The sequence below is a fragment of the Candidatus Avoscillospira sp. LCP25S3_F1 genome (genome assembly GCF_052117125.1).
In the GTDB taxonomy this organism is placed as follows: Bacteria; Bacillota; Clostridia; order Oscillospirales; family Oscillospiraceae; genus Avoscillospira_A.
Genome location: NZ_JBQKJT010000007.1, coordinates 38,424 through 58,951, shown reverse-complemented (window position 1 = coordinate 58,951; position 20,528 = coordinate 38,424). Strand labels below are relative to the sequence as shown.

25 protein-coding genes are annotated in these 20,528 nt (G+C 56.7%); 3 read left to right on the top strand and 22 right to left on the bottom strand.

Annotated features, from left to right (window positions below):
• Positions 1-42: 42 nt before the first annotated feature.
• The 14 genes from ACTQ33_RS07870 to ACTQ33_RS07805 form a co-directional block, all read right to left on the bottom strand.
• A complete protein-coding gene (locus tag ACTQ33_RS07870; RefSeq protein WP_441463655.1) occupies positions 43-423 on the bottom strand; it encodes an Asp23/Gls24 family envelope stress response protein in 381 nt (126 codons plus the stop codon).
• 62 nt (positions 424-485) lie between these two features.
• Positions 486-1,043, bottom strand: a complete 558-nt coding sequence (locus tag ACTQ33_RS07865) for a SpoIIIAH-like family protein (protein ID WP_441463653.1) — start codon at positions 1,041-1,043, stop codon at positions 486-488.
• 16 nt (positions 1,044-1,059) lie between these two features.
• On the bottom strand, positions 1,060-1,587 hold the full coding sequence (locus ACTQ33_RS07860) for a hypothetical protein (RefSeq protein WP_441463651.1): 528 nt from the start codon (positions 1,585-1,587) through the stop codon (positions 1,060-1,062).
• Positions 1,584-2,069, bottom strand: a complete 486-nt coding sequence (locus ACTQ33_RS07855) for a hypothetical protein (protein WP_441463649.1) — start codon at positions 2,067-2,069, stop codon at positions 1,584-1,586. The genes ACTQ33_RS07860 and ACTQ33_RS07855 overlap by 4 nt, the downstream gene beginning before the upstream one ends.
• A complete protein-coding gene (locus tag ACTQ33_RS07850; RefSeq protein WP_441463647.1) occupies positions 2,066-3,160 on the bottom strand; it encodes a stage III sporulation protein AE in 1,095 nt (364 codons plus the stop codon). Before ACTQ33_RS07850 ends, ACTQ33_RS07855 begins: the two co-directional genes overlap by 4 nt.
• Positions 3,157-3,558: a SpoIIIAC/SpoIIIAD family protein gene (locus tag ACTQ33_RS07845; protein ID WP_441463645.1), complete on the bottom strand. Its 402-nt coding sequence runs from the start codon at positions 3,556-3,558 to the stop codon at positions 3,157-3,159. Before ACTQ33_RS07845 ends, ACTQ33_RS07850 begins: the two co-directional genes overlap by 4 nt.
• Complete coding sequence (spoIIIAC, locus tag ACTQ33_RS07840; RefSeq protein ID WP_441463643.1) at positions 3,558-3,752, bottom strand: stage III sporulation protein AC; 195 nt, start codon at positions 3,750-3,752, stop codon at positions 3,558-3,560. The genes ACTQ33_RS07845 and spoIIIAC overlap by 1 nt, the downstream gene beginning before the upstream one ends.
• A gap of 87 nt (positions 3,753-3,839) precedes the next feature.
• Positions 3,840-4,334 (bottom strand): stage III sporulation protein AB, encoded by a 495-nt coding sequence (locus ACTQ33_RS07835; RefSeq protein WP_441463641.1) that lies wholly within the window; start codon positions 4,332-4,334, stop codon positions 3,840-3,842.
• A gap of 5 nt (positions 4,335-4,339) precedes the next feature.
• Complete coding sequence (locus ACTQ33_RS07830; protein WP_441463639.1) at positions 4,340-5,233, bottom strand: ATPase, T2SS/T4P/T4SS family; 894 nt, start codon at positions 5,231-5,233, stop codon at positions 4,340-4,342.
• 242 nt (positions 5,234-5,475) lie between these two features.
• Positions 5,476-5,907, bottom strand: coding sequence for a hypothetical protein (locus ACTQ33_RS07825; protein WP_441463637.1), 432 nt, complete (start codon positions 5,905-5,907; stop codon positions 5,476-5,478).
• A gap of 18 nt (positions 5,908-5,925) precedes the next feature.
• Positions 5,926-6,297 carry a hypothetical protein gene (locus ACTQ33_RS07820; RefSeq protein WP_441463636.1) on the bottom strand — a complete coding sequence of 124 codons (372 nt, stop codon included), beginning with the start codon at positions 6,295-6,297 and terminating at the stop codon, positions 5,926-5,928.
• A gap of 131 nt (positions 6,298-6,428) precedes the next feature.
• The gene (locus ACTQ33_RS07815) at positions 6,429-9,137 is read right to left on the bottom strand and encodes a DNA translocase FtsK (RefSeq protein WP_441463634.1); all 2,709 of its coding nucleotides are present in this window, start codon (positions 9,135-9,137) and stop codon (positions 6,429-6,431) included.
• A gap of 24 nt (positions 9,138-9,161) precedes the next feature.
• Complete coding sequence (locus tag ACTQ33_RS07810) at positions 9,162-9,998, bottom strand: undecaprenyl-diphosphate phosphatase (protein ID WP_441463632.1); 837 nt, start codon at positions 9,996-9,998, stop codon at positions 9,162-9,164.
• An 80-nt stretch (positions 9,999-10,078) separates the two neighbouring features.
• A complete protein-coding gene (locus tag ACTQ33_RS07805; protein WP_441463631.1) occupies positions 10,079-10,768 on the bottom strand; it encodes a ClpP family protease in 690 nt (229 codons plus the stop codon).
• A gap of 130 nt (positions 10,769-10,898) precedes the next feature.
• Here ACTQ33_RS07805 and ybaK point away from each other — a divergent pair, with 130 nt between their 5' ends.
• Both ybaK and ACTQ33_RS07795 read left to right on the top strand, forming a co-directional pair.
• Complete coding sequence (gene ybaK, locus ACTQ33_RS07800; RefSeq protein ID WP_441463629.1) at positions 10,899-11,369, top strand: Cys-tRNA(Pro) deacylase; 471 nt, start codon at positions 10,899-10,901, stop codon at positions 11,367-11,369.
• Between the two features lie 28 nt (positions 11,370-11,397).
• Entirely contained in the window at positions 11,398-11,667 is a 270-nt protein-coding gene (locus tag ACTQ33_RS07795) for a TIGR03905 family TSCPD domain-containing protein (RefSeq protein ID WP_441463628.1), read from the top strand.
• A 103-nt stretch (positions 11,668-11,770) separates the two neighbouring features.
• On the opposite strand, the gene ACTQ33_RS07790 is transcribed toward ACTQ33_RS07795, so the two are convergent.
• The 3 genes from ACTQ33_RS07790 to ACTQ33_RS07780 all read right to left on the bottom strand — a co-directional run bounded on the left by ACTQ33_RS07790 (position 11,771) and on the right by ACTQ33_RS07780 (position 13,463).
• Positions 11,771-12,226 carry a CD1247 N-terminal domain-containing protein gene (locus ACTQ33_RS07790; protein ID WP_441463626.1) on the bottom strand — a complete coding sequence of 152 codons (456 nt, stop codon included), beginning with the start codon at positions 12,224-12,226 and terminating at the stop codon, positions 11,771-11,773.
• 37 nt (positions 12,227-12,263) lie between these two features.
• Positions 12,264-12,827, bottom strand: a complete 564-nt coding sequence (gene efp / locus ACTQ33_RS07785; RefSeq protein WP_441463625.1) for an elongation factor P — start codon at positions 12,825-12,827, stop codon at positions 12,264-12,266.
• A gap of 138 nt (positions 12,828-12,965) precedes the next feature.
• A complete protein-coding gene (locus tag ACTQ33_RS07780; protein ID WP_441463623.1) occupies positions 12,966-13,463 on the bottom strand; it encodes a YqeG family HAD IIIA-type phosphatase in 498 nt (165 codons plus the stop codon).
• A 183-nt stretch (positions 13,464-13,646) separates the two neighbouring features.
• On the opposite strand from ACTQ33_RS07780, the gene ACTQ33_RS07775 reads away from it, so the two are divergent.
• Complete coding sequence (locus tag ACTQ33_RS07775) at positions 13,647-14,417, top strand: hypothetical protein (RefSeq protein ID WP_441463621.1); 771 nt, start codon at positions 13,647-13,649, stop codon at positions 14,415-14,417.
• Positions 14,418-14,471: 54 nt separating this feature from the next.
• Here the strand turns inward: ACTQ33_RS07775 and rpsU are convergent, their stop codons facing one another.
• The 5 genes from rpsU to nadD form a co-directional block, all read right to left on the bottom strand.
• Positions 14,472-14,654, bottom strand: coding sequence for a 30S ribosomal protein S21 (gene rpsU / locus ACTQ33_RS07770; RefSeq protein ID WP_441463619.1), 183 nt, complete (start codon positions 14,652-14,654; stop codon positions 14,472-14,474).
• A gap of 113 nt (positions 14,655-14,767) precedes the next feature.
• Complete coding sequence (gene leuS / locus ACTQ33_RS07765) at positions 14,768-17,200, bottom strand: leucine--tRNA ligase (RefSeq protein WP_441463617.1); 2,433 nt, start codon at positions 17,198-17,200, stop codon at positions 14,768-14,770.
• An 18-nt stretch (positions 17,201-17,218) separates the two neighbouring features.
• Positions 17,219-17,578 (bottom strand): ribosome silencing factor, encoded by a 360-nt coding sequence (rsfS, locus tag ACTQ33_RS07760; protein ID WP_441463615.1) that lies wholly within the window; start codon positions 17,576-17,578, stop codon positions 17,219-17,221.
• A gap of 47 nt (positions 17,579-17,625) precedes the next feature.
• The gene (locus ACTQ33_RS07755) at positions 17,626-19,329 is read right to left on the bottom strand and encodes an LCP family glycopolymer transferase (RefSeq protein ID WP_441463613.1); all 1,704 of its coding nucleotides are present in this window, start codon (positions 19,327-19,329) and stop codon (positions 17,626-17,628) included.
• Entirely contained in the window at positions 19,326-20,525 is a 1,200-nt protein-coding gene (gene nadD / locus ACTQ33_RS07750; protein ID WP_441463611.1) for a nicotinate (nicotinamide) nucleotide adenylyltransferase, read from the bottom strand. The genes ACTQ33_RS07755 and nadD overlap by 4 nt, the downstream gene beginning before the upstream one ends.
• Positions 20,526-20,528 lie beyond the last annotated feature (3 nt).

Below are 20,528 nucleotides of genomic sequence, written 5' to 3'. Positions count from 1 at the left end.
AAATAAACCCTCTGTTTTCACAAAGGGTTTATTTTTCGGAAATTATTTTTTTGTTTCCTTGGGCAGCGAGATGCCGCAGATGTCCACATTGACGCTGCGCACCGTGGCGCCGGTCATGGATTCCACCGCCGTGACCACCCGCTCCTGGACATTCTTGGCAATGTCAATAACGGAGTAGCCGAACAGGGCCACCACATAGCAGTCGATGGCGATGGAGTCATCGTGGATGGTGATCTTCACGCCGCGGCCCAGGTTTTTCCGGCCCAGCAGCTCGGCAATGTCGGAGCCGAGGTTGGCGCTGAGGCCACAGACGCCTTCCACCTCGCTGGCCGCCAGGGCAGCGATGGAGGCGATGACCTCCTGAGAAATGTGGATGGAGCCGTTCTCCTGCGTGGCAGACAGATATTCCTTGTTTTCACCCATGGGGAATCCCTCCTTGATGGTACCATTTTACCACAATTCAGGAAAATTACAAGGAGATTCTTTTACTTGACCTCGATCACCCGAATTTGGGACAGGGTGTAGTCCGACTGGGACGTGACGATATCAGAGATCAGGGCCACATCGGTGGCACTGAGGCCCTCCGCCGGCGCCGACACCGCAATGGAAATATTGTCCTCATTCATGTACGCCACGCACTCCTCGTAGCCCTTGGCCACCACCAGACTTTCAATTTGTGACTCTGCCAGGGCATCGTTGACGATGCTGTTAAGCTGGCCGGAGACCTCCGACACGTCTTCCTCTTCCCCGGCGTAGGAAATGGTCTCCTGCAGCGTCTCCACGGCACTGTCCCGGGCCGTCTGACGGCTGAGCCGCACCTCGGCAAAGTAGTCGTTGACCGCGCTGCCGCCCCCTTCGCCGCCGGTTTCTGTCACCGCGCCGTCGTTGGACAGCACCAGATTCTCTCCCATGACCTTCTGTGCATCCAGGGTGTCCGCCAGATTGGTGGTATTCTGCTGGTTGTAGGACCAATTGAGATACACACCTGCACAGACAAACATCAGCACCACAGCTGTCACCGCATTCCGCTTCCAATTCTTCATTGTCCATTCCTCCTGGTTATTTTAATTTGATCACTGTGATACGGTCCGCCCCCAGCCCTGTGAGACTGGAAACCGCGTTCACCAAATCCAGCCGGACCGAAGCTTGGTCCGCTCCCTCCGCGGCAATAACCGCCCCCATAAAGGTAGGTTCCACGGTCTGGACCACCACCGGTCCCTCGCCGCTCTGCACCGTTTCAATGGTAACGGCTGTTGTCTTTTCGTCGCTGCCGTCAGTCACCTCCTGGGTACTGTCGGTCTGGTAGACAGTCCGGGGGCCTGCCGCGTATTGCAACAGCACCTCCACCCGCCCAGCGCCTTCCATATTGCTCAGCAGGGACGCCAGGCGCTGTTCCAGCTGCTCCGGTCCGTTGCTGGAGACCACGACCGTCTCCTCCGGAGCCGCTGTGGTCTCCGGCACTTCCGCTTCCTTTGTGGGCCAGGCCAGCAGCACCAGCCCCAGCAGCAAAATGGCCAGAGGATATTTGAATTTTCCCAGGACCTGCAAATTGTGATGCAGACCCGCTTTCCAGTTGGTTTCCTTCATGGTTCGTGCCACTCCTGTCGTTCTGCCGGGATTGCCAGTTCTGCCTCCAGCGCCCGCTCCAGCTGTTTCTGCCGGGTTGGGTCGGCCGCAGCGGTAATGTCGGCGCTGTAGGGGTATGGGTATGTTCCGCCAACGGCTACCGTCACCTCCACGGCCTCGGGCCATATATTCAAGTCCTCAGCCCTGTCCCATATATATGTCTCCGCATCCCGCTTTATGATATCGGCCACCCATTGGGTATTGTCGATGGTGACGCCCCAGGCTGCTTCCTCCGCCTGCATCTTGGCACGGGACATGGCCTGAGCCAAAGCATCCACATCGACCCGGGCCAACGGCCCCAGCGCTACCAGAATCATAGCCAGGCCGCACAGAAAACTGAGGGACCGGTGGACCGCCCCCTTAGGCACCAGAGCCAACAGGACACCAGCCAGCATGGCCATTGCCACCACCGAGAGCAGATACTGCCGTACCGCCTCGCTCATGAACTCACCACCTTTAGGGAACAGACGCAGGAAATCAGAAGCATAAAGGCACTGGCTCCTGTCATACCCATCAGAAATCCCATAACATCGGATACACTCTCGATGAGGTCCACCAGCGGCTTTTCTCCCACAGTGGAGCTGAGCGCCGCCGTCAGCTTCAATAGAAGATGCTGGACGCCCAACCGGATCAACGGCAGCAGGCAGATGGCAACGACCACCAACATGCCGAACACTCCCGCCGAACTGCGTAATATCCCGGCACTGACCAGCACCGTCTCCGACGCATCAGAAATCATGCCGCCCACCACCGGCACCGCTGCGCCCATGGCGAGCTTTGCCGCTTTTAGCGCCGACTGGTCCGTCGCGCCGGACAAGATACCCGACAGGCTCAGATAACCGGTGAACGCAAACACCGTCAGTTTTAGGCCATTGGTCACAATCCACCGCCCCAGCTCCCGCACTCTGGCCAACGTCTGATTGCCCAGAACGGCATTGGCCGCCGATACGGCCAGATAGGCGTATAGAATTGGAATAAGAATATAATTGATGACGGTCATTAAAATGTTGGACACCAGTACCGACGCGGCGTACAGCGCTCCGGCGGAACTGACGCCGCCGCTGGCTGCCGTGGCCGCCGCCATGACGGGCAGCAGCAGGCTGCTGAAACTCTGCAATTCCTGTAAGGTCTCCCGCCCCAGTCCCACCATGGTGTGTACGTTGGCGGCACTGAGCAGCGTAATCGCAAGGGTTCCCGCCAGCAGCACGGCGTTTTTGGAGAGCTTCGTCTCCATTTGGGTCACCATGGAGCAAAGAATGACCACAGCCATCAACGAAATGGCCGTTCGGACACCACTGAGGATCACCGTATCCAACTGGGGCAGCAGTTTCTGCCAGATGGATGACAAGCCATGGCTCAGGTCGGTTGTTTCCACCGGGGACAGGTCTTCTACCAGCGTCGCCGTTTCGCCGGTCAGTCCCTCCTGCAATCCGTCGATACCGATGGCCTGCCGCTGTTCCTCCGCCAGATCGGTGGCCCCCACAGTCACCGCCAGCAGCAGTGCCGCCAAACAACTCAGCAGCCATCGTCTCATGGAGCAGCACCTCCCAGCAGCGTGTCCAGTAGGTCCAGCACCGCTGTGATCAACGGCGTGGACAAGTACAGAGCCATGGCCGTGCCGCACAGCTCCACCATACGGGCGATCCCGTTTTCTCCGGCATCACTGCAAATTCCAGCGCAAATATGGGTCAGAATCCCGATAAGGGCCGTCTTGACCACCGGCGCCAGCACAGCGCCATGGACACCGGACAGTGTTTCCAACCGTTCCAGCATGTCCATCACCGGCTGCAACGTGGTGGCGGCGTAGAAGCACAACGCGCTGATACACACCAGAGACAGGACCAGGGCAAATTCCGTCGTCCGTTTCCGCAGGAGCAGGATGGCCAGCACCGTCACCAGGGCCAGGGCCAGAATCTTCAAAAACGGTTCCATCAGAATTGAAACAGGTCCTTGACCAGATCGAATAATTCGGCTATGCGCTGCACGACGATCATGAGCACCACCACCAGCCCCGCCAGTGTGGTCATGGTGGCCTGCTCCTCCCGGCCCGACCGCACCAATACCTGGTTGAGGATGGAGACGATAATACCGACGGCGGCAATTTTAAAGATCAGATCAATGTCCATGAGTCTGCCTCTCTTCTGTTCCAGATTGGGGAGCCTGTCCCCCTCGCCATAGTGCAGTCTATGCCGGTCCTGCGGCCCATATGTCTCCTACCATGCCAGAATGGCAATGGCCAGCCCGGCACAGACGCCCAGAGTGCAATAACTGCGGATGCGTCCGGCCTGCTGGGCCCGTGCTTCGTCCAGCCGTTCCTGCAGCCGCTTCTCTGCCAGAGCAACGGCCCGCAGTTGGCTGTCCAGGTCATACTGTCCCAGACCGTTCCCCAACTGCTGTAAAATTCGGCGGGCCTGGGGTGTAAAACTGGACCGCATAAGATTTTTCCGCATAATAACGGCCACAGACCGTTCCTGCCGCAGGGCCAAATCCCGGGCCATAGCCTGGAAAAAAGCCGCCACCGCTCCCTGACTCGCATGGGCCAGCGCCTCCATGGCCTCCGGTAAAGGCGTCCGGCGGAACGAGAGTTCGCTGTGCAACAGTTCCATAGCCGCCAACAGCTGCCGCAGCAACACATTGGACCGGTATACCCCCAAGGCCATGGAGCCGCCGGTTCCGGCGGCCCCCAAAAGTACCATCAGGATTCCCATGGTTTTCAGCATCCTTCCTCCACCCTTTCCAATGTCCAGCGGCGCTTCCCATCGAGAAACACCAGATTGGCAAAGATTTTTCGCTTGCGCAGCTTCTCATACAACGCCCGCCGCTGCCAGTCCTCCCGCCCAAAGGCGTGAGCCGTTGCCAGCAGACGGACGCCGCAATATCCCGCCCGGACCATGGCACGAATGTCGGCCTTAGCCGTGATTTCATCCACGGCTACCCAGTGTGGGCTCATGGTGCGCACCAGCAGTTCCAGTCCCTGGTCCTTTGGTATCCCGGTCAACACATCGGTTCGACGGCCCACCTGCATTTGTGGCTGTCCCCGGACCGACGCCGCAATCTCTCCGCGGCTGTCCACCACACCCACCCGCCGGTCCAACCGGTCCGATAGCTGGCGGATCAAATCCCGCAGCAGCGTCGTTTTACCGCTGGCGGGAGGTCCCACCAGCAGCACATTGCCGGGATTGGGACCCAGGGCATCCAGCAGCGCTGTCGCACAGCCCAAATGCTGCCCCGCCACCCGCAGATTGACCGACGAGATATCCTTGATGGTGGCAATGCGGCCATCCTGTACCACAGCCGTACCGCAAAGGCCCAGACGGTGCCCCCCTTCCAGTGGCAGATATCCCTGTCGCAGGCACTCTTCCACCGCGTAGGTGGAATAGGACGATGCCAGATTTACCAGATGTTCCAGCAAGTCCCGGGTGCAGAGCATGGGGCGGGTCAAACTCAATGGCTGCTCCCGGCCGCCGCAGACCATAGTGATCTCGCTGCCGCACCTCAGCCGCAGTTCCTCCAGTTGTTCTTCCTGTTCCAGCGGCAACTGGGACACCATGGCCGCCAATTGGGGCGGCAGCACAGAACAGACTTGACGCAGTTTTCGTTGGTACATACGCTTCCCTCCGCTTCACCTTATGTGGCGGCAGCCCGGTCTATGCTCCTGGATGGATGCAATAATGCCGCTTGGCCGCTTTGGAGATCAACAAGCGGCAGTCTCGCCGAAACAAAAACAAAGTGCCTGTCACTTTCACTGGAAACTGACAAGCACTGTTTGATTCTGTATTCGGTTTTGAAGTGAGAAAGGCGTGGCGTGTCTCTGTGCGCGAATGCGCATCTTCTCATGGTATTTCGCTCTCATAATTGGTCTGTCTTATTTCTTCTATGTACATATCGAAAAAGTAAACCACTCACTCCGACAATTCCCATGACAATTTGAACCATTTTTATAATATCATGCCAGGAGTGTAGGAAATAGCCATCCAGTATATCAAAGAAAATGGAAGGTATCCGAATCAGAATTTGCAGGAAGAATGCAACAGCTGCAAAAATAACCGTTTGCCGGCACAATGCCACCCCCAGCAACGCAAACACGATCAGGGAGAATCCACAATACACAAGAGAACAAAACAATGCAAAGATGGCCGCAAATCCAGCAAATGACATCAGCTGATACGCTTCCTTTGCGAACTGTGCTGTTCCCACAAAGGACAGGAGAAGAATCAAAAAATCAAGGATCAGAAATGATTTCAGTGGCGTTCCAAACGATTTATGCTTTCCTGCGCCCACGCCGGCTCACTCCTTCCGCTATTGATGAAATAGAATTTCGATATCACCATCCACAAATCCAATTCCCACGCCACTTTTGCTTTTGAGAAGATCTGCATACTGGCCTGTTTGGAGATAGTTCTGCAACACGCCCATCATGTTCTGCAAAACAGTGTCCCATTTTGCAGAATCTCTCCACTGAAAGGGGATTTCCCGTGTCATAAAATTCGTCACTTCATCACACGGCCAGTCTGTATCCTCCAAATCAAAGCGGCTGGCGCCAATCAGCTCCATAGACCATTTCCCGCTTCCATCATCATACAGGTTGAAGCAAAATGCCGTGACGGCATCAGGAACATCTTGTTTTAGTGCAGAATCAATCCATTTTGATACTTTGTAATATAAAAACATTGTAATACCCTCATATTTTTGCCACCCAATGCGTCCAGTGGTTGAAAAAATGTCCCCGACAGATACCGCTAAGGCAATACCTGCCGGGGATGCTCAAAACCATTCGGCTTTTTTTACAGATGGTACAGTTTTTAGGGAATCTCTTCCTCTACCGGCGGTTCCGGTTGGACGGTGCCGCCGTTTTTCATCACTTCCCACTGTTCTCGCGTAATGAGCAGCTGGCGGGGTTTGGAGCCTTCAAAGGGACCCACAATGCCCCGGTCTTCCATCTCGTCCACAATGCGGGCCGCCCGGGCATAACCCAGCTTCAGTCGCCGCTGAAGCATGGAGACAGAAGCCTGTCCTGTTTCCAGAATGACCTCCACAGCATCGGGCAGCAGCTCGTCGCCCTCGCCGCCGCTGTCGGCCGCCGCATTGCCGCCGCCGTCTCCCTTTCCGCCCTGCTCCATCTTCTGCTCGATCTGCGCTTGGACCTCGTCGGAATAGTTGGGGGTCGACGACTGCTTGATAAAGCTGACCACCTCCTGGACCTCTTCATCAGTGATGAAACAGCCCTGAACACGTTTAGGCTTGCCCTGGCCCAGGGGCGCGTACAGCATATCACCCTTACCCACCAGTTTTTCCGCACCCTGGGTGTCCAGAATGATGCGGGATTCCATGGCGGAGGCCACAGCGAACGCAATACGGGAAGGAATATTGGCTTTCATCAGACCGGTGATAACATCGGCGGAAGGACGCTGGGTGGCGATGACCAGGTGGATGCCGGAAGCACGGCCCATCTGTGCAATGCGGCAGATGGATTCTTCCACTTCCTTGGCGGCTACCAGCATCAAATCGGCCAGCTCGTCGATGACCACCACCACCTGTTCCATGGGCTTGCGCTCATCGTCCATGGATTTGACCAGCTTGTTATATGAGTCCAGGTCTCGAACACCGGCATCGGCCATGGCCCGATAGCGGCGCATCATTTCGGTGACAGCCCATTGCAGCGCGCCCGCCGCCTTCTTCGGGTCTGTGACCACGGGAATCAAAAGGTGCGGAATGCCGTTGTAAATGCCCAATTCCACCATTTTGGGGTCCACCATAATCAGACGAACCTCGTCGGGTCGGGCCTTGAACAGCAGCGAAATGATCAGGGAGTTCATACAGACCGACTTACCGGAACCGGTGGTACCGGCAATCAGCAGGTGGGGCAGCTTGGCAATATCGCCAATAATACGGTTGCCGCCGATATCCTTGCCCACGGCAAAGGAGATCTTCGACTTGCTCTGCTCAAACTCCTTGGAATCCAACACATCCCGGGCCAAAACGGTGCTGACCAACCGGTTGGGCACCTCGATGCCCACCACGGAAATCTTGTTGGGGATAGCGGAAATACGTACACCGGACGCACCTAGAGACAGGGCGATATCGTCGGCCAGATTGGTAACCTTGGACAGCTTGACGCCCCGGTCCAGTTCCAGTTCATACCGGGTCACCGACGGGCCGCGAGTGACGTTAACAATATGTGCCTCGATATTGAAGCTCTCAAGTGTGGCGTTGAGGCGCTCGGTATTTTCCCGCATTTCCTCGGTGCCGTCCACGTCGCCGCCCTGGCTCATACGCAGCAGGGAAACCGGTGGGAATACGTATTCGCCGGTCTCTCCCCCACCCATTGTGATTTCCATGGAAATCTCTGCGGCGGACTGCTGCGCGTCGGACGCTTTGACCTTTTGGGGTGTCTCCTCCACCGGCGAAGACTGCACGGGTGGCTCCGGTGTTGGAGCAGCCGGTGCAGGGGTAGCCAGTGCAGGGGCGGACGGCGCAGGGTTCACCGGGACTATGGGTTTCGGCATGGGACGAACGGGCGCATCGAAAACCTCCAGCAGATCGTCGTCCAGCACCTCCCGGACGGTCTCCTGCTCCTGATCGACCGTCTGCTTCTCTTCCGCTTCCTCCGGCGGCAGCTCTCCCGCCGCCTTCTGCTGCTGTTCCAGCAGATACTGATCCGGCGAGCGCAGCCCGTGAGTGACCTTGGGCGCAGGCTGTTCCTGCGGCGGCAGCAGCGGCTCATCCACCGGCAAGTCGAAATCGGCGGCACTGCGGGCCTGACGCTCCTGGGCCTGCTGTGCCTGTCTGGCCAGCTGCTCCTGCTTCTTCTCCCGACGCTGCTCCACCCGTTCAATGTGCCGATTAGCCACATGATTGACAATGGTCGCCGCCGTGTCCACCGGCTCTTCCTCCGGCGGGTCATACTCCGGCAGCCGGGGCCGATTGCGGATAGCCTGCATAACACTGACAATGGTCATGTTCAGTGCGCCCAGCAATCCAATGACGAAGATGACCAGAAACAACACCACGGCGCCCACGGTGCTGAACAGGCTGGAAAACAGCATAGCCAACATGCCGGAAATCAGGCCGCCGGCGGTACCGTTGATGCCGCCGCGCCAGAGAATCCCCACCACAGCGCCGGTCCACTCAGGCTTTACACCGCCAAAGAGCTGCCCCAATGCTCCGGTGGCGATGGGCAACAGGAAGGCACAGACCATGCGGAACTTCACCGGACGGCCCCGATGGAACAGGAGTATCCAAAAACTCAGCAGCAAAATCACCGGCAACAGGTACAGGCCGCTGCCGATAAGACCACGGGTTACATCCCGCAGCAACTTAATGAAAAGGGCGTCCACCCCAAAGCATCCCAGCAGCAGAAAAAAGCCCAGAAACAGGCAAACCACCGCCCCTACTTCTCGGTGAATGGGCTTTTTCCCCGTGGAACGCTGGGCCGAAGTCCGCCGGGTTGTCGACTGTTTGGCCGATTTACCGCCGGACGTGGAACGAGGTTTCTTTTTCGTTTCAGCCATGATACTTCCTCTTTCTACAGGATATCAGGGCACGATCAGAGACAGAATCAGTGTCACCAGACCGACACCCCAGCAATAATAGGCAAAGCCGCCAAACCGGCCCTTGCGGGCGATAAACCGCAGCAGACTGATGGAAGCATAGCCGGAAACCATGGCCACCACCACACCCACCAGATACATGGGCAGCAGAGATGGATCAATACCTTCCTTCACCGCGTCCACAATGCTTAGAATATTGGCGCCCAAGACGGCGGGAATGGACATGAGGAAGGAAAACTTTACCGCATATGTACGATCAAATCCTCTGGCCATACCGGCGGAAATGGTTGTGCCGGAGCGAGACAGACCCGGTACCACGGCCACCGCCTGGGCCAGACCCACCAAAATAGCGTCAGCCATGGTAGCAGTCCCGGCCGTCTTGTGCCCCCTGGGCATCCGGTCCGACACAAACAGAAGCGTACCGGTCAGCACCAGCGCAAAGGCGATAAAAAAGGTGTTCTGATACAGCAATTCCACACGGTCCTTGATGGGGAACACCAGCAGCAGCGGCAGGGTGGCCACAATGATCATCAAAATCATGCGGCGGGCCGGAATGTCCGGCGTCTGCCCCTGGGGCAGCTTGCGCAGATGAATCATGCTGAAAAATTCCCGCAGCAGCTCAGCAATATCCCTGCGGTACGCAAAGAATACAGCCACCAACGTACCCAAGTGCAGCAGCACATCGAAAAACATGTGGTCATGCTCCACATCGGTCAGCTGAAAAAAGTGCTGAAACAGCGACAGGTGTCCCGAGCTGGAGATGGGCAGGAACTCCGCGACGCCCTGCACCAAACCCAGAATGATGGCAGAGATGTAACTCATGAAATATCCTCCTGTAGTTGTTTATAAACTCATCGTATAGTTTATCACAACTACAGGAGAAATTCCACAACTTTCCCAAGTCATTTTTTTGCAGATTGCTTGCCGGCCTGTTTTTCAATCTGACGGTGCAAAACTTCCAGGGCATCGCCCAGGCTACCCAGCCGGTCGATCAAGCCGCAGTCCACCGCCTCTTTGCCGTAGATCACCGTACCTACATCAGACGCCAGTTCCCCGGTGGCCATCATATATTCCAGGAATTTATTCCGTTTAATCCGGGAATTGGCCGTGACAAATTCCACAATCCGCTCCTGAATCCGGTTAAAATACTGGTACGTGGCCGGAGCTCCCACCACCGTGCCGGAAATCCGCACCGGATGGATAGTCATGCCCGCCGATGGGGCAATCAGACATTTTTTCGCCGATACGGCCAAGGGCACACCGATGGAATGGCCGCCGCCCAATACCAGGGACACCGTGGGTTTTTTCATGCCGGAAATCAGCTCGGCAATGGCCAGCCCCGCCTCGATATCACCGCCGACTGTGTTGAGCAATAGCAGCAATCCATCAATCTCCTCGCTTTCCTCAATGGACGCCAGCAATGGCAGAACGTGTTCGTATTTTGTGGTCTTCACCGTATCGGGCAGCACCTGATGGCCCTCGATCTGGCCGATAATGGTCAGCGTGTAAATGGTGCCCCCGTTCGTTCTCGTCGTGGTTCCACCCAACTCCGTCAGCTGCGTATCCGAACGACATTGTTTCTCTTGTTCCATGTGGTCACACCTCCATACAGCGTTCATCCCTAGTATGCCCACTGCGTCGGCGCGTAACCACAGAAGATACCATTCCCCATCTTGCGTCTATGAGCAAATTGTGGTATTATTAGAAATTGAGGTGCTGTTTATGACGAAAACCAATGTGATGCGGCTGCTGGATCAGGCGAAAATCCCCTATCGCACTGCATCTTATGACTATGACGAAAACGACCTCAACGGTATGCACGCCGCCGAGGGCATCGGCATGGAGCCGGAAACCGTTTTTAAAACCCTGGTCGCCCGGGGAGAAAAGCATGGATGCTGTGTCTTCTGCATTCCTGTCTGTTGTTCTCTTGACCTGAAAAAAGCCGCCCGGGCTGCCGGCGAAAAAAAGGTGGATTTGGTGCCGGTGAAGGAACTGCTGGGGTTGACGGGCTATATCCGCGGCGGATGCAGTCCCATCGGTATGAAGAAGGATTTTGCCACTTTTCTGGAGGAAACGGCCCAGCTTTGCGATGAAATCGCCGTATCTGCCGGTCAGCGGGGCGTTCAAGTCATTCTCTCCCCGGACGATTTGTGCCGGTACCGTTCCGCCGCTTACTGTGATTTGACAGAATAACAGACTATAAAACGGGAGGAAACTACCAATGACGTTTGAATTTAAGACCAAGGGCGTATGTTCCCGGATGATTCACTTTGATCTGGATGGTACCATTGTCCGCAACGTGGAATTCACCGGCGGCTGCAACGGCAATTTGCAGGGTATCGGCGCTTTAGTAGAAGGCATGGAAGCAGACGAAGCCATCCGCCGTCTCCAAGGCATCCGCTGCGGGTTCAAGGAGACGTCCTGCCCCGATCAGCTGTCCCAGGCCCTGGCCGCTGCCTGTGCCAAGTTGGCGGAAAAGAAGAGCTCCTGAGCGTTTCTTTTCTCTTGGAATGAATTAAAATTGATCCCATAGCACGCAAAAACGCCGGAGCAGATGCTCCGGCGTTTGTTCTATCATCTTATGCGGTTGGCAATCAGCAGCAGGAGTCCTCAGACTCTTCCTCGTCCACCTCAAACTCCAGGGTCTCGTTGCACTTGGGGCAGGAGACAGAACCCTGCGCAATGGTGTCCTCGTCGATGGTGATGATTTCATTACAGACGGGGCACTTCACCTCATAAAGGACATCGTCATCATAATCGAAATCCACATCCCCGTCGTCTTCATCCTCATCGTCGTCACAGCAGCAGCAGTCGTCATCCTCGTCCTCATCGCCGTCCAAGTACTCCTCAATGGCGTCCAGTTCTTCCTCGATCTGATCCAGTTCGTCGGAGACAGCCTGGGCATCCGCCTCGATATCGGAAATGGCGTAGGAAACGTCCTCCAGCATATCCACAATGGCAGACAGCAGCTTGCCCTCGCCCTTGTCGGTGTCGATCTTAAGGCCTTCCATCAGACCTCTGAGATATGCGGATTTTTCAGAAAGCGTCATGGTAGTTTCTCCTTTCGCTTACATAGGATGATACAAATCAGGCCTTGGCGCGGCTCAGATATTCGCCGGTACGGGTGTCAATGGTGATCTTGTCGCCCTCGTTGATGAACAGGGGTACACGGACCTCGGCACCAGTCTCCACGGTGGCGGGCTTCAGGGTATTGGTGGCAGTGTTGCCGGCCAGACCGGGCTCAGTCTCGGTGACAACCAGATCGACAAAGTTGGGAGCTTCCACGCCGAACACGTTGCCCTTGTAGGACAGGACGGTGCAGGTGTCGTTCTCCTTGACAAAGCGGAAGCTGTCATCCAGAACGGCCTTGTCGATGGGGATCATGTCGAAGGTCTCCATGTCCATGAAGTAGTACAGGTCGCCGTCGGAGTAGGAGTACTCCATCTTCTTTCTCTCGACGAAAGCGGTGGGGTACTTGTCGTTGGGGTTGAAGGTGGTCTCAGTCACGCCGCCGGTGATGACGTTTCTCATCTTGACGCGGACGAAGGCAGCACCCTTGCCGGGCTTCACGTGCTGGAATTCCACGATCTGCATGACCTTGCCTTCCATCTCGAAGGTGACGCCGTTTCTAAAATCGCTGACAGAAATCATACTTTGATGTTCCTCCTAAATCTTGCTGCCACTGTACATGGCTGTTTGAATTACAAACATACATAGCTAATGATATGATATCCCATTTTCTTTAAAAAAGCAAGCCCATTCCCGCCAATGGCGCAAAAAATATCCAATTCAACGGCGACGGCCCCGCGCCAGGAAGATAAATGGCTGCTCGGCTACGTTGCGCAGCTTCAGCCAAATATTATGCAGGCGAATGGGTGTGACGAGAATGGAGGTCAGACCGCCGCAGTTAGCGCCCAGCACATCTGTAAAAATCTGATCGCCCACCAACGCCGTCGTTCTGGGGTCCAGATGGTAACGGGTCAATGCCTCCCGGATGCCTTTCTGAAATGGTTTTCTGGAATGGGTCACACAGTGCAGACCATGAGCATTGCAGAAGCGCACTACCCGCTGGTTCCTGCTGTTGGACACAACGCACAGAAAAATCTCCGACTCCTGCATGGCCGTGAGCCAGCGGTCCATGGCCTCGGTGGGTTTGTCGGTGGTGTACGGTACGATGGTATTGTCAAAATCCATAAACAACGACCGGATGCCGTACTCCCCCAGGAGTTCCGGCGTCAGGTCCGTCAGATGTTCCACGATCAATCGCGGCAAAAGAGATGCAGGCATACTTCAACCAACTTTTTCATAAGAGTAGAGTGCCGAATACCGACACGGATACCAGGGCGGCAGCGCCGGTGTGGTATATTGCCGTGTCTTTCGGATATTCCGCCAAGGGCGGAAAAACAGCTGAAAATCAAGGTATAATCGCCGTTCTGGATTTATTATACCATGGTATAGGAGGTTTGTAAATTGTCCATCCCCATCTACCTGGCATTTTCCCCCGAGGAGGCGGCGGAGGCCGCTGCGGCCTCCGCCCATCTGGCCTGCATGGGCTATCAGCTGGCTCCGGACACCCCGGCCCTGCTGGCTCCCAGCGACGCGCCGGAGTTTCCCTGCATGCTGCTGCTCCAAGACAGCACCCAGCCGATCTACGAACCCACACCAGAGCTGGTACAAATGATCGTCCAATATGCCGCCGCCCGCCACACCGGGCTCCTCTGTGACGTCTCCGGCAAGCCCACAGAATTCTGGCTGCGGATGGTGGCACAGCTGGACCGCGCCGCCGACGAGGCGAAGCTGTCCATGTGGACCACCACCGCCTGCGCCGATGCAGCGCCCCACAGCGCGGTCTTGGTGCCATCTCCCTGTGTCAGTGGCCGGTACGAGGACCATCTGGCGCAAGCCGCCGCCCGGTGGCCGGGACGCTGTGTACTGGAACTGCGCCCCCTGCGCTGCCGTATGCCGCTCCCCTGCCCTGTCGGCAATGAAATTGCCCTGTCGCCCCAGGACCTACAGGCGTTCCTCCACCGGGACCCCGGCGGCATCTATCCCTGGGAGCCTCTCCGCTGCATGTACAAACTGGTATGGGAGGACGGCGTCCCGTCCCTGCTGCTGTTTGATACGGCAGAAACCATGGCTGAAAAGGTACAAGATGCGGAATCCGCCGGATTCACCGCCGCTGTAGGCCTTCTGCAAGAGGCGGCGCTGTTTCCCATGACCCCCGTCCCTTCCCAAACATAGGAAAAGCGCCCTGCCATTCGGCAGGGCGCTTGGCCTACTGTATCACAGAGGGGATCAATAGAACTTTCTCTTGTTCTTCCGAGCAGCTTCAGACTTCTGCTTGCGCTTCAGGCTGGGGCTCACGTAATGCTCTCTCTTCTTGACCTCAGCGATAACGCCGGCCTTGGCGCAGCTTCTCTTAAACCGCTTCAGAGCACTCTCCAGAGATTCATTCTCTTTGACGTGAATTTCAGACATTGATTTCCCTCCCTCCGACGCGTCCGGTTCAATCCAGGACACTTTCAGGGCCATATCCATGGCTAGAATATTATACGTAAAATCATCCGTAATGTCAAGCGTTTTTTCTGAATTTATTTGATAATAACGTTGACCAGTTTATTTTTGACGACGATGGTTTTGATGATCTTACCGCCCAGTTTCTCCAAATTCCGCTGGACCACGTCCGTGGCGTGAGCCTGGGCAATGACAGCATCGTTGTCCAGGTCGGTGGCAGCCTGCATGGTGCCGCGGAGCTTGCCGTTGATTTGAATGGCCATCTCCACAGTGGCATCCACAGTCTTGCTTTCGTCGTACTGAGGCCAATCGGCTTGGCAAGCCATCTTGCCGGTCTCGGCGGCAAAGCCTTTCATCTCCCACAGTTCCTCCACCATATGGGGTGCAAAGGGACTCAGGAGCAGCAGCAGGCAGCGAATGTCGCCCTTGGAACAGCCGTTGGCCGAGAAGGTGTTGACCAAAGTCATCATGGCGGCAATGGCTGTGTTCATCTTCAGGTCGTCGATATCGGCGGTAACCTTCTTGATGGTCTTGTGGATGGCAGACTCGTTGGCCGGGGTGATAGCATCGCTGTCAGTGCAGCCCTCGGCCAGATTCCAGACACGGTCCAGGAACCGCTTGGATCCTTTGACGGCCTCGTTGGACCAGGCGGCGGCCTTTTCAAAGTCACCGATAAACATAATATAGGTGCGCATGGTATCAGCGCCGTACTGCTCCACCACATCGTTGGGGTTGACCACGTTACCGCGGGACTTGGACATCTTTTCGCCGCCTTCGCCCAGAATCATACCGTGGCTGGTACGCTTCTTGTACGGCTCCTTGGTGGGCACCACGCCGATATCATAAAGGAACTTATGCCAGAACCGGCTGTACAGCAGGTGCAGCGTCGTGTGCTCCATGCCGCCATTGTACCAGTCCACGGGAGACCAGTATTCCAACGCTTCCTTGGAAGCCAGCGCCTTGTCGTTGTGGGGGTCCATATACCGCAGGAAGTACCAGCTGGAACCGGCCCACTGGGGCATGGTATCGGTCTCCCGTTTGGCCGGACCGCCGCAGCAGGGACAGGTGGTGTTGACCCAATCGGTCATCTTGGACAGGGGTGATTCGCCGTCATCGGTGGGTTCATAGCTCTCCACGTCCGGCAGCAGCAGGGGCAATTGATCCTCGCTCAGGGGCTGCCAGCCGCACTTCTCGCAGTAGACCATGGGAATGGGTTCACCCCAGTAGCGCTGGCGGGAGAACACCCAGTCACGGAGCTTATAGTTGACCTTAGCCGCGCCGATGCCCTTCTCTTCCAACCACTTTGTGATGACAGGAATGGCGTCCTTGACAGTCAGGCCGTTGAGAAATTCGGAATTGACCAGGATGCCGGTCTCGTCCTTGGCAGTAAACGCCGCCTTCTGGACATCCTCGCCGCCGGAGACCACTTCGATGATCTCGCAGCCGAACTTTTTAGCAAACTCCCAGTCGCGGTCATCATGGGCAGGCACAGCCATAATGGCGCCGGTACCGTAGGTGGCCAGGACGTAATCGGAAATAAAGATGGGAATCTCCTTGCCGTTGACAGGGTTGATACCCTTGACGCCGTCCAGGCAGACGCCGGTCTTTTCCTTGTTCAGCTCTGTGCGCTCCAGGTCGGACTTGGACGCCGCAGCAGCCTGATAGGCCTTGACGTCATCGGCATTGTGCAGCTTGCCGCTCTCCAGCCAATTCTTCACCAGCTCATGCTCGGGAGAGAGCACCATATAGGTGGCGCCGAACAGCGTGTCGGGCCGGGTGGTGAACACCACAATATCGTCGCCGGTAGTGGCCTTGAAGGTCACCTCAGCGCCGGTGGAACGGCCAATCCAGTTCTTCTGCTGGGTCTTGACCCGCTCGATGAAGTCCAGATCGTCCAGGTCGTCAATGAGACGCTGGGCGTACTTGGTGATGCGGAGCATCCACTGGCTCTTCTCCTTACGGACCACGGGCGCACCGCAACGTTCACAGACACCGTCCACCACTTCCTCATTGGCAAGGACGCACTTGCAGGAAGTACACCAGTTGACCGGCATGGTGGTCTTGTAGGCCAGACCGTGCTTCCACAGTTGCAGGAAAATCCACTGGGTCCACTTGTAGTAGCTGGGATCGGTGGTATTGATCTCCCGGTCCCAGTCAAAGGAATAGCCCAGCATTTGCAGCTGGCTGCGGAAGTTCAGAATGTTGTCGTGGGTCACCTTGGCCGGATGGATATGGTTTTTGATGGCATAGTTCTCCGTAGGCAGACCAAACGCATCATAGCCCATGGGGAACAGAACGTTATAGCCCTCCATGCGCTTTTTGCGAGCCACCACGTCCATGGCCGTATACGGTCTGGCATGGCCCACATGGAGGCCCTGGCCAGAGGGGTACGGGAACTCAATGAGACCGTAGAACTTGGGCTTATCGCCGCCGGTCACTGCCGCAAAAGGCTTGGTCTCCATCCATTTGGCCTGCCATTTTTTCTCAATGGCTGTAAAATCGTACTTCATTGTCTCTCTTCTTCCTTCTTATTCCGTAATCACGCCGTCCAGCGGAACCGGCGTTGCATCGTTCCAGAGCCGCTCCAGATCGTAAAACTTCCGTGTCTCGTCGGTAAACACATGGACCACCAGACAGCCGAAATCCAGCAGCACCCAAGTACCGCTGCGATGGCCTTCCCGGCGGAGTACCGGCTCGCCCAGCTTGTCCAGCGTTTCCTCCACGGCGTCACACAGCGTCTTGACATGGGTATTGGAGCTGCCGGTGCAGATCAAAAAGTGATCGGCCAGGGTGGAGACATCCGTAATGGCCAGGAGTCTGATATCGATGCCCTTCTTATCATCCAATGCCTTGGCGGCCGCCAGCGCGACCTCTTTCGGTGTTAACAATTCCATCATCCTTCCGATGTTTTATCTTGGTTTTGATCTCCGCTGTTTCAGGCCTGCGGGTCCAGAACGCCTACGCCGGTGGAACCGCTGCCGGTGTCTGTGGGTTCCGCCGGATTCGGTGTGGTAGTGGATGTCTCCCCACCATCTGACGGCGTGGTCGTACCTGGGTCTGTTGTCGTTCCAGGGTCCGTGGTACCAGGCTCCGTCGTGCCTGGTTCAGTCGTACCCGGCTCGGTCGTACCAGGTTCTGTGATTCCCGGCTCTGTCGTACCGGGTTCGGTCGTGCCCGGCTCAGTCGTGCCGGGTTCGGTTGTACCCGGCTCGGTCGTACCGGGTTCGGTCGTGCCTGGCTCAGTCGTACCGGAGCCGCTGGTGCCGGGATCGGTCACGCCGGGATTTGTGGTACCGGGTGTCTCCGTATCTGTATCATCCGGCTTGGTAGTGGCTGTGGAACCGCCGGAGGAACTGCTGGAAGAGCTGCCGCTGGAAGAAGAATTGCCGGAGGAACTGCCGCCGGAACTGCTGGAAGAACTGCCGCCGGAGGAAGAGCCACCGCTGGAAGAAGAACTGCCGCTGGTGCGGATGTGCAGACTGCCCAGGGAAATATCGGCGTCATAGGGGTTAAAGTATTCGTTCACAACCTCCAGCACCTGACTGGGATACAGGGAATAATACGAGCCGCCATTGATCCAAACACCTGCGCCGGGCAATGTGAAGGTCTCCATTTTGGACATATCGCACTTCAATGCCTCCTGGGCAAAATACAGCATATTGCCCAGAGTGAGGTCTGTTTTTACATGCTTGATGGCCGATTCTACGATGGGCTGGATGTTTGCCAGCGTTTTCAGGGAGAACAGCTGCTCTGCCGCCGTCTTTACAAAGTCCCGCTGAACCTCCGTCCGGCGGATATCGCCGGCGGCGTAGCCGGAGCGGTATCGGACCACACCGATGGCCTGATCGCCGGTAAGCGTCTGCTCGCCGGGATATAGATCAATATAGAGATTTTGGGACGGGTCGGAATAGTACATTCTCTGCGGCACATCAAAGGTGACGCCTCCCATGAGATCGATGATCTCCACGAAAGCTTCCAGATTCACTTCCACATAGCCGTCCACCTCGAAGCCCAGAATGGAGGCCAGCATCTGCCGCAGAGCTTCGATTCCATCGTCTCCGCCGCCGGCACCGCCGTAGACGGAGTTGATCTTGGGTACAGAATAGTTGCCGTAAACCAGCGTATCCCGGGGGACGCTCATCAGCGCCACCGTATGGTCTACAGTGTTCATATGGGCAATCATAATGGTATCCGTCAGGAAACTGCCCTTATCGGTGCCTACAACCAATATATTATAGACGCCGTCTACCAGACTGCCCGGCGCTTCAAACTGGGCTTCCACCTCTTGCCCATCGTCGTTGACATAGGTAAAGGCCGGTTTCTTCTGATCCTTGTCCTTGGATAGGCTGACGCTCTGATTGGTGCCGGGCCGCTCCGGCGGCTTGATCATCGCTTTGGCCACGCCGAAAATCACAGCCACCAGCACCGCCACCGCCACGCCCAGCAGAATCAAGCCCCGCTGCGTACCGTTGAGCCGGTGCTGCTTGCCGGAAGCTCCCGCCGCTGCCGGTTTCTGCTGCGCCTTGGACGCTGGATTCGCTGACGCCTTCTGTTGTGCCTTGGATGGTGCTGGGCTGCTTTTTCCGCTCCGTTGACCGCCAGTTTGTTTGGTCGTGTGTTTTCCTCCGAAAAGCTTCATTCTTTTGTCCTTTCGCTCTGTAAATAGTCTCGCGCCTCGACCGTATACCGGTCCAGGGCTTTGCCCTCACTTTCCAGCAGCGCGATGGACATCTCGAACCCACACAGTAACGCCGCATCCAGATCCCGCTCCGTCAATTCCCGGAGGGTCTCCACGCCGTCGAACTTCCGCTGGGGTTCCATATAGTCCGAAATATAGAGGATTTTCTCCATCAAGGTCATGTCCGCCTTGCCGGTGGTATGCCAGTAAATGGCGTTGTACACCTCATCGCATTCGCCGAAAATGTGGCGGGCCACAGCAGCGCCGGTCCTGGAATGGAGCAATTTATAATGTTCGCGCTCAAATGCGTTAGTCATAATACCATATTTTTCACACAATAGCAACTGTGCTCTTTTTCCAAGAGCCTTGGTCACATCATGAAGAATACCGCAGCGGGCCGCGATGGCCTCGTCAGCGCCCCACCGGCGAGCCAGCCGAGCCGCCGTCTTACAGCAGCCGACCACATGGGGGACCCGCTTGGGATCGTGGAGAGAAAGGCTGATTTTCCGCAGCTGTTCAAAGGGAAGATTTTTCCAGTTTTCCGCCGTTCTGTAGAGGCCATTCTGCCGGATGTACTCCAACAGACGCGGCGCCAGATAGGTATCGGCACACTGGAAGTGCAGCATGCGCCGGGTTTCCGTGGAGGACATATCCTCTACCTGGTTGTCCAGCACCACCACCTCGGCGTCGAACTGCTTGCGGAGCTTCTCGGCCTGTTCCTGCATCCGGGCCGTCAGGTCCGGGTCCGCCGTTTCCCGGTGGACCACTGCCAGCACCGCATGGCGGCAGATTTTCTCCGGCTCATGCCAACTGTCAAAGGACAAAAACATATCGGTGCCCATGAGCAGATACAGCCGGTCGTCGGGATACCGCTTGTGCAGCGCGTGCACCGTATCCGATGTATAGCTGGGTCCGTCCCGCCGCAACTCCTGGTCGTCGATGACCACCCGTTCCATCCCTTCTGTTGCCAGACGCAGCAGTTCCAGCCGTGTCTCGGCGTCGGGTGAACCGGGCTCCAGTTTCTTGTGGGGCGGCGCCAGAGCCGGGATCAGGATCAGCCGATCCAGGTCCAGCGCCCGCACCATTTCCCGCATGGCCAGTGTATGGCCCACATGGGGCGGATTAAAGCTGCCGCCATATATACCGATTCTTCCCATACC